Origin of the sequence: Rhodococcus sp. IEGM 1409, assembly GCF_030056735.1 — a bacterium.
GTDB lineage: Bacteria > Actinomycetota > Actinomycetes > Mycobacteriales > Mycobacteriaceae > Rhodococcus_F.
In genome coordinates, this window is the sequence record NZ_JASHKN010000005.1 from 134,126 (window position 1) to 147,068 (window position 12,943).

General features: G+C 62.3%; 19 protein-coding genes and 1 tRNA gene. All 20 read right to left on the minus strand.

Annotated features, from left to right (window positions below):
* Nucleotides 1-18 precede the first annotated feature (18 nt).
* The 20 genes from QM716_RS15695 to QM716_RS15790 all read right to left on the minus strand — a co-directional run bounded on the left by QM716_RS15695 (nucleotide 19) and on the right by QM716_RS15790 (nucleotide 12,939).
* Nucleotides 19-816 carry a hypothetical protein gene (locus QM716_RS15695; RefSeq protein WP_283304969.1) on the minus strand — a complete coding sequence of 266 codons (798 nt, stop codon included), beginning with the start codon at nucleotides 814-816 and terminating at the stop codon, nucleotides 19-21.
* Nucleotides 817-818: 2 nt separating this feature from the next.
* The gene (locus QM716_RS15700; protein WP_283304970.1) at nucleotides 819-1,184 is read right to left on the minus strand and encodes a hypothetical protein; all 366 of its coding nucleotides are present in this window, start codon (nucleotides 1,182-1,184) and stop codon (nucleotides 819-821) included.
* A gap of 47 nt (nucleotides 1,185-1,231) precedes the next feature.
* Nucleotides 1,232-1,561 carry a hypothetical protein gene (locus tag QM716_RS15705; protein WP_283304971.1) on the minus strand — a complete coding sequence of 110 codons (330 nt, stop codon included), beginning with the start codon at nucleotides 1,559-1,561 and terminating at the stop codon, nucleotides 1,232-1,234.
* A gap of 95 nt (nucleotides 1,562-1,656) precedes the next feature.
* Complete coding sequence (locus QM716_RS15710; RefSeq protein ID WP_283304972.1) at nucleotides 1,657-2,598, minus strand: Ig domain-containing protein; 942 nt, start codon at nucleotides 2,596-2,598, stop codon at nucleotides 1,657-1,659.
* A gap of 69 nt (nucleotides 2,599-2,667) precedes the next feature.
* Nucleotides 2,668-3,075, minus strand: a complete 408-nt coding sequence (locus QM716_RS15715) for a hypothetical protein (protein WP_283304973.1) — start codon at nucleotides 3,073-3,075, stop codon at nucleotides 2,668-2,670.
* A complete protein-coding gene (locus QM716_RS15720) occupies nucleotides 3,076-3,402 on the minus strand; it encodes a hypothetical protein (RefSeq protein ID WP_283304974.1) in 327 nt (108 codons plus the stop codon).
* Nucleotides 3,395-3,727, minus strand: coding sequence for a hypothetical protein (locus tag QM716_RS15725; RefSeq protein WP_283304975.1), 333 nt, complete (start codon nucleotides 3,725-3,727; stop codon nucleotides 3,395-3,397). The genes QM716_RS15720 and QM716_RS15725 overlap by 8 nt, the downstream gene beginning before the upstream one ends.
* Entirely contained in the window at nucleotides 3,717-4,082 is a 366-nt protein-coding gene (locus QM716_RS15730) for a Gp19/Gp15/Gp42 family protein (protein ID WP_283304976.1), read from the minus strand. Before QM716_RS15730 ends, QM716_RS15725 begins: the two co-directional genes overlap by 11 nt.
* A 14-nt stretch (nucleotides 4,083-4,096) precedes the next feature.
* Nucleotides 4,097-4,555, minus strand: coding sequence for a lipase chaperone (locus tag QM716_RS15735; RefSeq protein WP_283304977.1), 459 nt, complete (start codon nucleotides 4,553-4,555; stop codon nucleotides 4,097-4,099).
* The gene (locus QM716_RS15740) at nucleotides 4,552-5,490 is read right to left on the minus strand and encodes a phage major capsid protein (protein ID WP_283304978.1); all 939 of its coding nucleotides are present in this window, start codon (nucleotides 5,488-5,490) and stop codon (nucleotides 4,552-4,554) included. The genes QM716_RS15735 and QM716_RS15740 overlap by 4 nt, the downstream gene beginning before the upstream one ends.
* A 26-nt stretch (nucleotides 5,491-5,516) precedes the next feature.
* On the minus strand, nucleotides 5,517-5,957 hold the full coding sequence (locus QM716_RS15745; protein WP_283304979.1) for a hypothetical protein: 441 nt from the start codon (nucleotides 5,955-5,957) through the stop codon (nucleotides 5,517-5,519).
* A gap of 1 nt (nucleotide 5,958) precedes the next feature.
* On the minus strand, nucleotides 5,959-7,266 hold the full coding sequence (locus tag QM716_RS15750; RefSeq protein ID WP_283304980.1) for a head maturation protease, ClpP-related: 1,308 nt from the start codon (nucleotides 7,264-7,266) through the stop codon (nucleotides 5,959-5,961).
* Nucleotides 7,263-8,555, minus strand: a complete 1,293-nt coding sequence (locus tag QM716_RS15755; RefSeq protein ID WP_283304981.1) for a phage portal protein family protein — start codon at nucleotides 8,553-8,555, stop codon at nucleotides 7,263-7,265. The genes QM716_RS15750 and QM716_RS15755 overlap by 4 nt, the downstream gene beginning before the upstream one ends.
* Before the next feature lie 13 nt (nucleotides 8,556-8,568).
* Entirely contained in the window at nucleotides 8,569-10,206 is a 1,638-nt protein-coding gene (locus QM716_RS15760) for a terminase large subunit domain-containing protein (RefSeq protein ID WP_283304982.1), read from the minus strand.
* Complete coding sequence (locus QM716_RS15765; RefSeq protein ID WP_283304983.1) at nucleotides 10,154-10,504, minus strand: hypothetical protein; 351 nt, start codon at nucleotides 10,502-10,504, stop codon at nucleotides 10,154-10,156. The genes QM716_RS15760 and QM716_RS15765 overlap by 53 nt, the downstream gene beginning before the upstream one ends.
* 129 nt (nucleotides 10,505-10,633) lie before the next feature.
* The gene (locus QM716_RS15770; RefSeq protein WP_283304984.1) at nucleotides 10,634-11,254 is read right to left on the minus strand and encodes a hypothetical protein; all 621 of its coding nucleotides are present in this window, start codon (nucleotides 11,252-11,254) and stop codon (nucleotides 10,634-10,636) included.
* Nucleotides 11,255-11,270: 16 nt separating this feature from the next.
* Nucleotides 11,271-11,642, minus strand: a complete 372-nt coding sequence (locus tag QM716_RS15775) for a hypothetical protein (protein WP_283304985.1) — start codon at nucleotides 11,640-11,642, stop codon at nucleotides 11,271-11,273.
* A gap of 124 nt (nucleotides 11,643-11,766) precedes the next feature.
* The gene (locus QM716_RS15780; RefSeq protein WP_283304986.1) at nucleotides 11,767-11,991 is read right to left on the minus strand and encodes a hypothetical protein; all 225 of its coding nucleotides are present in this window, start codon (nucleotides 11,989-11,991) and stop codon (nucleotides 11,767-11,769) included.
* Between the two features lie 148 nt (nucleotides 11,992-12,139).
* A tRNA-His gene (locus QM716_RS15785) sits at nucleotides 12,140-12,212 on the minus strand.
* A 391-nt stretch (nucleotides 12,213-12,603) separates the two neighbouring features.
* The gene (locus QM716_RS15790) at nucleotides 12,604-12,939 is read right to left on the minus strand and encodes a DUF6221 family protein (protein WP_283304987.1); all 336 of its coding nucleotides are present in this window, start codon (nucleotides 12,937-12,939) and stop codon (nucleotides 12,604-12,606) included.
* Nucleotides 12,940-12,943 lie beyond the last annotated feature (4 nt).

Consider the following 12,943-nt stretch of genomic DNA (forward strand, 5'->3'; position numbering starts at 1 on the left):
GAAAGACCTCCGTAGGGGTTATGCCAGGATCGGTTTGTAGCGATCGCCGAGCACTTGGGCGCCGATTTCGTCGTGATCGGCGAAGCTGCGCAATTCCTTTGCGACGTCGCGCGCGGTGCGAGGCCGGAGAAAGTTCTTGGGGGCTTTGCCGCCCTTGCCTTTGAACTTCGGACTCGCGGCATAGGTGGCGTGTTCGATTCGACGCGCAGTCTCGACGAATTCGGTGAGAAGTTCGCGCTGCGCGGTCCACCCGATGATCGACGGGCGTGGCGACGGCTTGGGCAGTTCGCCCTTCTCTTCCTTCTCGAGCATTTTCTTCGCGCGATTGATGTCGCTGCTCACTTCGCCGATGTAGTAGCCGCCGTCGATCGGGTGAGACAGGATGCGAAAGAGCTTGTTCCACGGAGTGTTCCGGTGATCGCGCACCCAGTCGTAGAGGTTGAGGCGGTGGTCAATCAGCTCGCGCTCGATCGCCACGCCGTAGTTGTTGAGCTCGTCGACCAGGTACGCCCATCCGGCATCCGGGGCGACGAGGATCCCGAAGTGCTCACGGATGTCGTCCACGAGGTCGACGAGATCGCTGATCGGGCGTCGCGCGTACGCCTCGGCGATGGTGTCTGCCGTCTCTTCTCCGACGAGGGTGTCGAGCATGGTGTGCACGGAGACGATGGAGTCGAGTTCCGCGACACTGTCCGCCAGCGGCACGTCGAGCACGAGGTCGATGCCTTTGCCGACAGTGACGAAGAACGGGCCGACGGCCTCGTCGAGAAGAATCTCGAAATAGGAGTCCGTCGGCCCGTTTTCGTTCGCGGTCATCGTCAGCGGCGAGAGCCGCCGCGGCGAGCGCGGCTACGCTTTTCGGCGCGATTCATCGCGATATCGGCGTCGAAGAGACCGAAGTATCGCGACATCGCGCGCGTGATGTCGATCAGGTTGTCCGGGTGCTGCGGCCCGAGGAAATCCGCGACGTCCTCGTACTGCTCACCGAGGAACAGCTTGAGCACCTGCCGCGTGGTCCGGGCCTCCTCGATATCCATGACAGTGTCCGAATCCGGCTCGGGGACATGGAAGGTGGGGGAGTCGCCGATCTGGAACTTGAACGGCTTCTTGGACTCTCCACCGCCGAACTTGACGACATCGGAGTCGTCGTAGTCGGGCGTGCGATCAGCGTCGTATGTGCTCACGGGAATACTCCTGGGGTCGATGACAGTGCGGTCGGTGTCGAGGTCGCTCACTTGGTTGCTCCCTTGCCGCGTGGTGCAGCGGCGACGGAAGTGGCGGAAGCGGTTGTGGCAGCAGCGGGACTCGTCGACGGCGCGGCGGTCTCAGCGGTCGCCGGGGCGACTGTCTGCACGTCGCCGGACGATGCCTCGGCGGGCGACGGCGTCTCGACAGCTGCGGGCGCCGACTCTTCGGGGACCGCCGGTGCGATGCGGTATCCGAGGCTGATGAGTTCGTTGTGTTCGCGACGAGAACTGGCAGTGAAGCCTCGGCCGTCTGGGGCGATGAGCCTCGTCGGCTGATAGTTCTTCGGATCGTCTGCGCTTTGCATGGTTCCCATGAGATTTCTCCTTGAGGTGGTGGTCGGTGGGGCGGTCTGGAAACACCGGGCAGGCGGTCGACCGCCAATCCCCGCCTGTCCGGTGCGTGTGAGGGTCAGGCGGTGACGGTGACCGTCAGTGCCTTGGTGACCGAGGTGGCGCCGCTGTCGGTGACCTTGAAGGTGACGCTCGGTGTGCCTGCGGCCGTCGGTGTTCCGGAGATGACGCCCGTGCTCGAGAGGGCGAGTCCGGCCGGGAGGGTTCCGGAGTTCACGGTCCAGGTCTTCGCGCCGCTGCCGCCGGTGGCGAGCAGGGTCTGCGAGTACGGCGTGCCGACGACGCCCGCGGGGAGCGATGTCGTGGTGATCGTCAGGCTATTGGCCAAGGGGCCACCCGCGAATCCGGCATCTTCGAGGACGCGCTGCCAGCCGGGACCAGCGAAGTGGTGGCGGATCGAGACGCCGAACTCGGTGTCGACCATGCCGTTGACGACGGTGGGCCACGTCAGCGCACCTTCTCCGTCGGTGATGGTCTGCTCGCCCATCTCCGTGACCTCGCCGCAGTAGAACTGGCGACCGATGTAGATGGTGTCGACGCCGGAATTCGCCTTGGAGATCAGCAGGTATCGCAGCTGACGAATCTGCGCGATGGCTGCCTGGTCGAACGCAATCTCGCCGGTGACTGGGTCGGCGACCATCGCCGAGAGGTCCATGCCGAGGTTGTTCTCGATGTTGTGGCGGTTGGTCTCGAGGCCGGTGAAATTGATACCGGAGATGTCGGAAGTGAAGTCAGACTTGACCGGGTTGGAGTAACCGATCGCGTTGATGTCGGACTTCTCGACCTCACGAGAGAGCGTGATCGCGTCTTCCTTGTTGAGGAGTCCAAAGTCGAACGCGCCGACGGGCAGCTCGGCGAGCTTGCCGTCGACACCCTCGGTGATTTTCTGAACCGGGGCCACGGACATCGGGAAGCCGAAGATGTGGGCCTCGTTGGGCTTGAGGATCAGCTGACGCTGATGCCGGGCGATTTCGAGTTCGCCTACTCGTGTGCTGACCATGAGTTGCCTCCTCGGCAAATGAAAAAAGCCCATGGCAGACGCCGATGGGCTGGAAAGTGTTTCGGTGATTTACGGACGCGGGCGTTGCAATCCGAGGACGTAGTACGCGACCTCGGTGCGCTGGTCCGGGTTCTCGTACGGCTCGGATTCCGGCGGGGTGTCGGTGCGGCAGAAGTCGACGCAGATCGGTTTCGGTTCGTCCTCGACGTCGATGTCGATGCCGGAGATGTTTGCCATCCTCTGTTGCACCTGGCGCGCGAGTTTCGAAGCGCCGCGAGGGTCAGGGTGATGGCACGTGATCACCACTCGCGGATAGTCCGTGATTCCGTCGTCGCTGCCGCCGACCCTGTTTACCTGTATTCCGATTCCGTCGTCGTCGGCCGGCGGCTCGGTGTCCGTCTCGGCCAGCGATGCTAGGTAGGACATGAGGACGTCCTCGACGTTCGGATAGAGCGTCTCGTCGACTTGCACAACCATCTACCGACCTCCCCGGTTGATCGCTTGCACTGCCGCCGCGATCGCCCGAACCCTGCGCGAGCGCCGCGTGCCGAGCAGCGCTGGAGCATTGCCCTCGGAGTAGGCGACGAGGCGCTTGCCCGGGCGACCGTCCCGCCCGACAGCAGGTTCCTTGCGGACCTTCGCCGCGAGGTTTCCGGTACCACCCGGGACGCGGGCAGCTCGGCGGAACGCAGCCATGCCTCGATCTGCGCCGCGACTCGTGGCAGCCTGGACGGCTTTCGATTTCATGATCGCCTTCGCATCACGCGAGGTGAACTTGAGTGTTCCTGGCTTCGGATCAGCCATTGCCAGCGCCTTTCCACTTCACTAGATGGCCCCAGACGTGGTCCGCGATTCCGTCGTCGTCGAACCACGTCTGAAGATCGCCGTCGACGTGTAGCCGATCGCCAATGCCGTCGACGGCGAGGACGTTTTCGTTCGACTCCGGGAACCCGAGCGGGGCGTAGATGACCCACTTTTGCGACTTGGCGATCGGAACGCCGTCGGTTGATGTCACGGGCTGGACTGAGCAGCCAGGAAACTCGGCATCGGTGACATCGCTCATGACTCCGCGCTTGAGTCGAACTCGCTTGATCACGCGAACTGTTTGGTTGCCAAGCTCATCCATCATCGCCATCTCCGAACTTCCACCGCGGGACAGCGACTTTCGAGATTCCGAGCAGCTCCTTGTGGAAGTCGGTGATCACCAACGTTCCACCCGGGTCGACGAGGGTTCCCGATCGGGTCACCCCGCCGACAGTCCGTGAGTAGGAACTGTGGCCGGCATACTTCGCCGTACCCAGCGCGAACCGGACGACGTCGACCACCACATACTTTGCTTGCGGATGGTCGGTCGCCAACTCGGGTTTGCGTTCCCGAATCCAGTGCGACACAGCGGCGATCTTCGCGGGAACGTCGATCTCCTCGGCGGGAGTGAGGGCGCGCCAACCGTTCGAGATGTCATTCTTGTCAGCGAAATCGGTCATGTCGCGCCCTCCCGCTACTTCGCGTCGAGAGCGTCGACAGCTGCGATGATCTCGTCCTTATCGAGGCCGGCGACGTTGATTCCGCGCTCGGTCGCGTAGGCCTCCCACAGCGGTTTGGTCGAAGCTGCCTTCGGGCGGACCAAGGGCTGTGCTGCCGGGGGCTGTGCGGATTCGGCCGTCTTGGTGGACTGCTGCTCGGTCCACTGCGTTTCGGCGGAGAGCCAGGCTTTGATCCGTTCCGCCTCGGCCGCAGCTTCGACCGCCTCTGCCGTCTCCCGCTCAGCGTTGGTGCCCTCGTCGTCGTCGTCGATGGGGACGATGGCGCCGGCTTTGAGTAGGCGCTCAACTTCGGAACGGTCGAGGCGCGAGATGATAGAGCCGGTGCGGTGTTTGACCACTTCGATGGGGCGACCTTCGCTGTTGCGCTTGATCACCTGATCGAAGCGCAGTGCAACGAGTTGGTATGCGGTCATGGTGTGGTCACTCCCGTCAGCCACAGGCCAGCCTTGGGCTGATCGAGTGCGGCGCCGCGTTCCTGCGTGGCATCGGAACGCCACGTCTCGCGAGGTCCACCGTTCGGACCGTTGCCTTCGGCGTAGAGCTCGGTGAAGGTGAGGGGCCGTGCATCGCCGTAGAAGCCGATGGTCTGGCGCTCGAGCAAGAGAACCTTGTCCTTGGGCCACGAGCGGGATTCGATGATCCGCAGTCCCGAGATGGACTCGGGGAGCGCGCCGACGTAGGCGATGTTCTTGTCGGCGATGTTGCCCTGGTAGACCTTGAGCAGGTCGTCGTTGTCCAGCAGGATCGGCTTGAGCGCGGGATTGATGACGATGGTGTCGGCCGCGAATTCGTAGCCCTCGTCCTCGCTGCCGCCTTCGTCGATCGTCGGCGCAGCGCTGGCGATCTCGAAGATGCCGTCGGCGATATCCCGACGCGGTCGGCTGTTCGCCACGTCCCATGCGGTTGAGACAGGAAACGAGGGAATGCTGTTGAACAGCATCTTGATCTGGCGATCATTGGCGCGGATGAACGAGTTCTTCAGCGCGGTGATCTGCTTGTTGACGTCGTCGATCTGATTCTTGCGAATCATGTCGAGGGTGACACGAATTCCCTTGCCCTTCTTGGTCGAGAACACGACCTTCGGGATGCCGCGCGCTGCAGCACTGACCGGAATCTCGGAGAACTCGGCGAGATCGTCGATGTCGTCGAGGAGGAACGTCGGGTCGCCCTCGTTGTAGGTGAAGATGCCCGAGACGTTCGCACCGGCGTTGCGCAGGAGCGCCTCCGCGATGAACTGATTCTCGAGCAGCTTCTTGAGCTTGGTGGGAATGAACATTGGGTTCGCCTGGAAGTCGGCGACTGTCATCGCCGCGCCATCCGACGAACTCACGACAGTTCTTGGTGCCATGTTGATTTTCTCCTGTGTGAGGTGGGTCAGGCGATCCGGATGAGGCCGACGGCGTTAGCCGCGACTCCGGCGGGCTGGGTGCACTTGCCGACGATGGTTCGGGGGTCCGGGTCGGCACCGGCTGGCCCGACCTTGCCTGCGCCGGTCGAAACGAGGTGCTCACCGAACTTGGCTGCGGCCGAGTATTCGACCTTGACCTCGGTACCCGAGTAGGCCACAGAGATCACGGTGGGAATCGGCATCGCGTTGATGACCGGTCGACCGATCGCGTCGAGTGTCGTTCCGCCCTGTGCGGTCTCGGGACTCTGACCGTCGGTGACGGATACGCCAAGGACTCGCAGACTGTTGGCGGCGGCGAGGCCGACTCGGCCGTTGTCGCGGCCCTCGACGAGTTTGCCGCCGAGGATGACCTCGGTGGGCGTGAAACTCTTCGGGCCGCCCTGTGTTACCTGTACGACTGCGGACATTTCAGGCCTCCATCCAGCTCTTGAACTTGTCGTTCTCTTCGACGTTGTCGGTGGTCTCGGACTCGTTCTGGCCGTGTCCGAGTTCGGCTACAGGCACCAATCCCTTGGCAAGGCTGTCGATATCCTTGGTTGCACCGTCGCGGTCGGTCGCGAGCGCTTTGAGCCAGTCGGTGCGGCGTGCGGGACCGAACTTGCCGTCGCGGATTGCGTTGGAGACCAGCGTTTCGTCGGCGTCGCGCAACTGCTGTGCTCTCGCGCGCACGCCCTCTTCGGCATTGCGCGTCAGTTCGTCGAGCGCGGTTGCGTCGATCGCGACAACTCCCTCGGGCAGACGTGCCGTCGTGGTGCGGGTGGCGGCGTTCTCCGATTCGGGTTCGCTCTCCGCGGGCGCAGTGGCCAGTTCCTCGACCGCCGTCACGACCTCGTCGGCGGTGGCACCTTCCTCAAGCCCGAGGGCCTCGAGGACGGAGGTTTCCTGCTCGTCAGTCAGTGTCATTGCCACTGTCGAGCCTCCTTTTCGTGTAGACCCGACCGAGCTTGCGGCTGGGGTTGTGGGCGCCCGACGCGATGCGTTCGGGCGAGATCCGGCACGGTCTGCGTGGCGGATGATTTGTGGCGGCGCCGGCGCTTCACGGCGACCCGCATAGTTGAAGAGCGAAAGGTCGAACGAGTTCTTCGCCGAGTCCTTGTCGTCTTTCTCGGGCTCGTCCTTCGTATCGACTCGATTGGCGAGGCCAGCGTCGACGGCTTCCTGTGCGGAATACCAGGTTTCGGCGAGCATGAAGTCGCGCCATTCTTCGGTAGTTCCGCCAGTTCGTTCGGCGTAGATCGACGCGATGTTGTTGCTGACGCGGTCGAGATCATCTGCGCGCTTGCGTAGGTCGCCCGCATTGCCGGCGCCGAAGCTGGACGCGTCGTGGATCATCATTTCGCTGTTGCGCCGCATGACAACCTCGTCGCCCGCCATTGCAATGAAGCTCGCCGCTGAGGCCGCGAGTCCATCGACGTAGACGGTGATGGTTGCTTTGTGCGAGCGGAGCGCGTTGAGGATCGCGATGCCGTCGAAGACGTCGCCGCCGGGGGAGTTCAGGCGCACGGTGATCTCGTCGGCAGTGATGGCGCCGAGATCCTTGGCGAAGTCCTGTGCGCTGACGCCACCCCACCAGCCGTAGCCAATCTCGTCGTAGATCAGGATCTCGGCAGGGCCATCGTCGTCGTCCGCTGCGTTGCGGATTCGGTACCAATCACGCTTGTTGGCAGCGGCATTGATTGGGACGCGCATGCCGTTGCGTATGGATGCTCGGCTCACTCTGCCCCTCCTTCGTTGGGATCGGGTGCGCCCTTGGCGCTTTGGGAGTCGGGCGTGGTGAGGCCGAACTTCTGACGGAGCATGATCTTGAGCTCGTCGTCGGGCTCGAGGAGTCCGTTCTGGACGAGGATTCCGAGGGCGGCAGCGGTTGCGTCCTGCCGGGAACCGATCTCGTCGAACACGATTCGCGGAGCGGGCTCGTCTTCACCGAAGTTGATGTCGACGAGGTCCTCTACGACATGGGCGTTCGAGGTGTCACGGATGAATTCGCCGAGTGCCTGTACCGACTGCACGAATGGATCCGCAAGGACTGACGCCAACGCATACGACCCGCCTCGGTCGAGGTTGAGAAAGTGGGCGAGGCCAGCGAGCGCGATCGACTTGTCGTGGAAGTTGATCGCGGGTTGCATATCGAAAACCGTGCCGGTGGGCGCGAGAAGGTCGAGCTTCTGGCCTTTCGCGAGTCCGACGCCAGAGTTCGAGCCGCCCCTGTAGTTGGAGGCGACCGCCTGCATGTGGTCGACCTCTTCCTGGTCGTCGTCTTTCGACGCGGTGCCAACGGGAACACCCATGCCGTGGCGCCTGGCGGCGCCTGCCTGGATACGCATGAACTCGTCCTTAAGCAGCCAATGTTTATAGGCCGGCCGCAGGATCGAATTGCCCCGCCAATCTCCTGGCTCGGGATCGCGGACATATGCCACAAGGCGCGAGACGGGAATCTCTACACCGCCAATGCCATACATGACACGTTCAGTGCTCGCCGGAGGGTGCTGCCTGATGGATTCCAGGCCACCGTCGAGCGCGACGTTGATCTTCGAAATTGTCTTTTGTGGGCGCGGCGCGAGCTTGTGCAGCATGGCGCGCGTCGCATCCTCGTTGATCGAATAGACCTGCTCGAAAATGCTGTGCCCATACGGGAGCATCAACAGCACGTTCTGCAGATGCTGCGCCCACGAGAAGCGACCCTTCATGCGCGGCTGCGTGTCCGGCTCGGTTCCGAGGATCGGCAATCCGAGATTGCGTGAGACGAACTCGGCCACTTCGTCGCGCGAGCCATTGGGATCAACCCACCAATGTGCGCTTCGAATCGGCAATCCGATTGCTGACAAGACCGATGAAACGCGGCCGTCCTCTTTCATCATGCGGCTGTAGACGTGATTGCATTGCGGCCACTGCAGTTCCGGCACTCGCTCGTCGGAATCCCACTGCTGCCAGTCGGTGTTTTGCCCTTGGGTAGTGACGTAACCGATTTCGTTCCGGGGCACTGCCGTCTTCTTGAGTTCGACCACCGTGCACCTCCCTTCAGAATCCCGCTGCGAGAGCGTCGAATTGACTTACATCGGTCTCGTATCCGCGACTCCCGGACCATGCGCCGATCGAATCCAGCGATTGTTCGACCTTCGGTGCGGCAGTCTTGGTGGAAACCCGAGATCCAAAGGTGAGCAGCCCCCACCGTGCGATTTGCACCGCGTTGAGCGGTGCCACGACTGCGTCAGCTCGCTTGTCGAAGACGAAATCCCCACCGGGTAACGTGCGTTCGACGGCACCTTCGACAGAATCGTTGAGAGCCTTCTGATTCGAGTGACTGATGACGGCACCTTCGGCGTCATCGACGAAAGCACGACACGATGTAGCCATCTGATTCGTCGTCATCTTGATCAGTTCGAGTCCGGCCGCTGTCAGGTGCGGCTCGAGCACTGCGGCATGCGATCTCGAATCCGTCGCAATGACGCACGGGTTCCAGGCGGCAACCACCGCCAGCAGGAGCAACAAGATTTGCTCGTGTGTGCCCGCCTGGTAGTAGCCGATCTCGACGTGAATCCGACCGAGTTCTGTCCGTTGGGCGGCGGCGATGACCCACAGTGAGCCATCCATCGTCCGGTCGATCGACACTGCGACAGGACCGGTCAGAGCAGGCGCTTCGTCGTGGAGGTCATGCCAGGCGGTCCGGCCGATCACAGTCCAGGTTGGGACGTCGCTGGCAAGTTTGGGCCAGTCTCCGCGGCCGAGGTATTCGACGTCGAAGCTCTTCTTTCCCGCTGCGGTCGAGAACTTCCTGAGTTCTGCCGTGAGCTTCTTGACCGTCTGGATCACCCCGAAAGACGGGTTCGCCCATCGCCAGGTCTCGTGGTCGGTTCGGTCGAGTCCGTCGGGCGCCATCCATTCGGCGAAGAACAATCCCTCTTCGCCAGCAAGGCCACGTTCACGGACTGCAGCGAGGACGGATCCGTTCGGATGCTGGTCCTGATTGACCGCCGACGAGGTGTAGATCGTCTGCGGATCCTCGGCGGCCATCTTGGTCGGCGAGAGTGCGGCCATGTCGGCTTCGGTGAGGTCATATGCCTCGTCGTAGATTTCGAGATCGACGGTGTCGAGACCGCGGCCGGCGTCTTTCGATCGGGTGGTGAACACGACCTGGGCGCCGGACTTGAGAACGATCGTGCCGCGGCCTTGCGAGCACGTCTTGGACTCGACCAGTTCACGCAACCACGGCGTGCTCTTGACGATCGCCCACGTGCGCTTCCACAGCGACTTCGCCGTTTCCCACTGCTGGGCGGTGAAGACGATGTTCTCGCCGAGTTTGTACAGGCCGTACAGCACGCGGATCGAGAGGATCAGCGATTTGCCGTTCTGGCGGGGGACGATCAGGCAGCACTCGGGATGAGTCCATGTCCCATCTGCCGACTTCGACATGATCCGTTCGAGAGACCAGGACTGCCACGGCATCGCGCGGATGCGCGAGGATGATCGGCGCGCGAGTTCGGCAGCCTTGAGACCGAGTTGCATATCGCCAGGCGTGTAGGCCAGCGAGTTCGGTGTCTGTCGGCCTTCGAGTTTCGGCCACTCGGTGGCGATGATCTGCGCGAACTTCTCGTCGATGTCCTCGTCACAGATCGTCGAGGGGATTTCCGTATCCGCCAGCACCGGGGTCGACGTCATCGGCACGCCTCCTCTTGATCTCGGCGAGCATCTGGCGATACAACGTCAGGAGTTGTCGCGCTTCCTGTGCCGCCGAGTCGATCCGCACTTCGAGGACCGTCGAATCTCCACGCGAGGGAATCAGGCGCATCCATAGCGCGTTCTCACCACTCAGCACGCGGTGACAGAAGTCGAGGCGATCCTTGACGCGGCAGGTCTCGAGAATCAGCGTTGTGAGCTCGTAAGGGTCTTCTTCGAGGGACATTTCGTCGAAAAGTTGGCGCCCTCGCGGTCCGAGACTGTCCGCTTCGTCGTCCATCTCCGCCCCCTTGCACGAAAGTTTTGAGGCCGAGCAAAAAAATCGTCCTGACTAGGGCGGCCAGTCAGGAGACCCCCACCCCCTCGAATATTTTCGGGGGCGGGGTCACGAGCCTCTGACCTGCGACGATCAGGGTTCGATATTGAGGATCTCGACTGCGAAACGCTCGCGGGTCAACGATTGGTGAAGGCGACGCAGGATTGCGATGGTCGTCGTGATGCCGACGCCAGGATGAACTCGCTTCCAGACGTCCTCATCGTCAATGTCATCACCGCGGTTGGCACTGATCCGGAACGTGGGGACGCCAGAATGCGTCGACCCAAGTCCTGCATAGAGGATGCGGTCGGTGTTCATGAGTGCGTCGTCGATCGAATACCCTCGGTAGTCGTCACAGACGGTGAGATCGAAGCGCCCTCGAATGCCTCGCGAACCGTAAGGCGCGAAGTGAACGCGCCCACCGTTCGTCAGCTCAACCTCACGGGCGCCATCAGCTTTGCGTACGCGGGCCAGCACGTGTGGGTCATTCAGCTTGAGCGGATGAACGAAACGAGACATCGCGTCCTTCGACTGTTCCCATCCGTCCGTCAAGTACAGGACACGATCGCCTCGGACTGACGCACGCAGTGACGCGTCGAGGGCGACTCTGGTTCGCCCACTCTGCCTGGGTACCGAGATCGCACTGGACTCGCTCAACTCGACCATGCCAAGGGCGGCCGAGTGCCAGGGCATCTCAACTTCGAGTGTGGTCATGGTCCTCTTCTGTCGGTCATGGCCAGGGCATCACGCGGACGCCGAGGAGTTCATGGTCGGCCTGAGCCTGTGCAATTGGCTTTCCAGTGACAGCGGGGCGCAGGTGATCTCTCGACCCATCTCCGCGTTCCTTGTTGCACTTGCCATGCAACAGGCGGTCGGCCTTGAGTCCGCCGTGCGCTCTGGCGTGGGAGTGATCGGCGGCGAGTGAACCCGAGGCAGAGTCAGGCGATGACGGGTCGTAGTCCCAGTTGTGCACGCGATCGCGAAACATCGGACGCGTGCACCACCAACAGGGCGTGCCGTCGACGTGGGCTCGGATCAGTCGCTCGCGCTGCTTCTGGTGATCCCATCCGAGACCGCGCTCGGTCGTGGTCCTGGTGACCATTCACGACCTCCACATCCGAACGAGTCCCTCGATGACCCAACGGATCAGCCGGAAGGTGGGCATCCGAGCACCCAGAACCGGAACAGCGACCAGCCAATCAGCACGACGTCGATCAGTTGACAGATCATGCTGCCGCCAGGTGATCGAGCTGCACCGCGTATCCAGTCGCAATGTCGTGCGCCATGTTGCAGGCATCGAACGGCGCCAGCACCGACCGATTCATCTCCACGAGTACGTCGAGCAACTCGCAGCGATTCCGATACGGCATCGTCCGCAGCCACGCCGAGAACTGTTGATGCTCTTCCGGTGTGAACTCACGCTCTGCAAGAGACACGAGGGTATCGCTCATCGCTGTCACCACCTTGTGGTTGAGTGTCCGTCGGCGGGGCCGGTGTTTCTTGGGTGAATGACTGGCCCCGCCTTCGCCTGAGAAAGATTCAGGGACGGTCACTTGGTCTGGACTTAGAAGCGAGCAGAGGCTCGACCTGGAACGGCAGTTCCCCTGGCTGGATTCGAACCAGCACCTTCACCCGATCATGGCGGGCAGCTCTGCCTTTGAGCTACAGGGAATCCCTATTCAGTTGTTCGGCTACCTCGGCACATCAGGCCATTGGATCGCCGCGTACCCCACTGAGAGCGGGGACGAAGGTCCGCTGCAGGCAGCAACTCGGCGCCCGGGAAAGGGCTCGACGCCATTGGGAGTTGCTTGGATTCCGTGCCCTGTCACGCATTAGAACAGGGTGGGCGACTTACACCTGAGCGGAGGTCTATGTGCACCCAGCCCCGGAGCGCACAGCCGGCGAGGGGCGGCACTCTGCAACAGGGCTGGGTGGCTTTAATGGGGCCTAAACGAAAACAACCCCCGACGTTGGCCGGGGGTGTCGTTTCAGTATTTGGGGTGCACGATTGCTCGCGCGAGGTCAAGTGTTGCACGCAGGTCAGAGCGGTTTCAAGTCTGGGGTTACATCAGGCGTGTCTTGCCGGTTGGGCGATCCGGAAATATCGACTCCACTTTCGCGTAGTCCGGGTGATCGGAGTACGGGATCGCGAGTAGCTCGGCGGCTTTCCATAACCCGGGAAAGAGCCTCAGGTCACCATCTTTGAGTGCGGCAATGATCGCTCGTTTAGCTGCGACCTCGCGGAGGATTCTTGAGGGAGTGAATGTCTGCATGAATCCCGAATCGACAATGACCATCTTGTCGTGCTTAGACCAGGCTAAGAGGCGGTCCCCGTCAGCCTCCGTGGCGTCAGCCTCATCCTCATCTAGACGCGCTTCGAGGAACTCTACGATGTCCATAGCG

What these genes read in the sequence shown, in the direction of transcription:
- QM716_RS15705 (WP_283304971.1), bottom strand. Translation starts at nt 1,561, where the DNA reads ATGGGAACCATGCAAAGCGCAGACGATCCGAAGAACTATCAGCCGACG.
- QM716_RS15735 (WP_283304977.1), bottom strand. Translation starts at nt 4,555, where the DNA reads ATGACCGCATACCAACTCGTTGCACTGCGCTTCGATCAGGTGATCAAG.
- QM716_RS15790 (WP_283304987.1), bottom strand. Translation starts at nt 12,939, where the DNA reads ATGGACATCGTAGAGTTCCTCGAAGCGCGTCTAGATGAGGATGAGGCT.
- QM716_RS15725 (WP_283304975.1), bottom strand. Translation starts at nt 3,727, where the DNA reads ATGATGGATGAGCTTGGCAACCAAACAGTTCGCGTGATCAAGCGAGTT.
- QM716_RS15770 (WP_283304984.1), bottom strand. Translation starts at nt 11,254, where the DNA reads ATGACCACACTCGAAGTTGAGATGCCCTGGCACTCGGCCGCCCTTGGC.
- QM716_RS15720 (WP_283304974.1), bottom strand. Translation starts at nt 3,402, where the DNA reads ATGGCTGATCCGAAGCCAGGAACACTCAAGTTCACCTCGCGTGATGCG.
- QM716_RS15740 (WP_283304978.1), bottom strand. Translation starts at nt 5,490, where the DNA reads ATGGCACCAAGAACTGTCGTGAGTTCGTCGGATGGCGCGGCGATGACA.
- QM716_RS15730 (WP_283304976.1), bottom strand. Translation starts at nt 4,082, where the DNA reads ATGACCGATTTCGCTGACAAGAATGACATCTCGAACGGTTGGCGCGCC.
- QM716_RS15765 (WP_283304983.1), bottom strand. Translation starts at nt 10,504, where the DNA reads ATGGACGACGAAGCGGACAGTCTCGGACCGCGAGGGCGCCAACTTTTC.
- QM716_RS15695 (WP_283304969.1), bottom strand. Translation starts at nt 816, where the DNA reads ATGACCGCGAACGAAAACGGGCCGACGGACTCCTATTTCGAGATTCTT.
- QM716_RS15710 (WP_283304972.1), bottom strand. Translation starts at nt 2,598, where the DNA reads ATGGTCAGCACACGAGTAGGCGAACTCGAAATCGCCCGGCATCAGCGT.
- QM716_RS15780 (WP_283304986.1), bottom strand. Translation starts at nt 11,991, where the DNA reads ATGAGCGATACCCTCGTGTCTCTTGCAGAGCGTGAGTTCACACCGGAA.
- QM716_RS15760 (WP_283304982.1), bottom strand. Translation starts at nt 10,206, where the DNA reads ATGACGTCGACCCCGGTGCTGGCGGATACGGAAATCCCCTCGACGATC.
- QM716_RS15775 (WP_283304985.1), bottom strand. Translation starts at nt 11,642, where the DNA reads ATGGTCACCAGGACCACGACCGAGCGCGGTCTCGGATGGGATCACCAG.
- QM716_RS15715 (WP_283304973.1), bottom strand. Translation starts at nt 3,075, where the DNA reads ATGGTTGTGCAAGTCGACGAGACGCTCTATCCGAACGTCGAGGACGTC.
- QM716_RS15745 (WP_283304979.1), bottom strand. Translation starts at nt 5,957, where the DNA reads ATGTCCGCAGTCGTACAGGTAACACAGGGCGGCCCGAAGAGTTTCACG.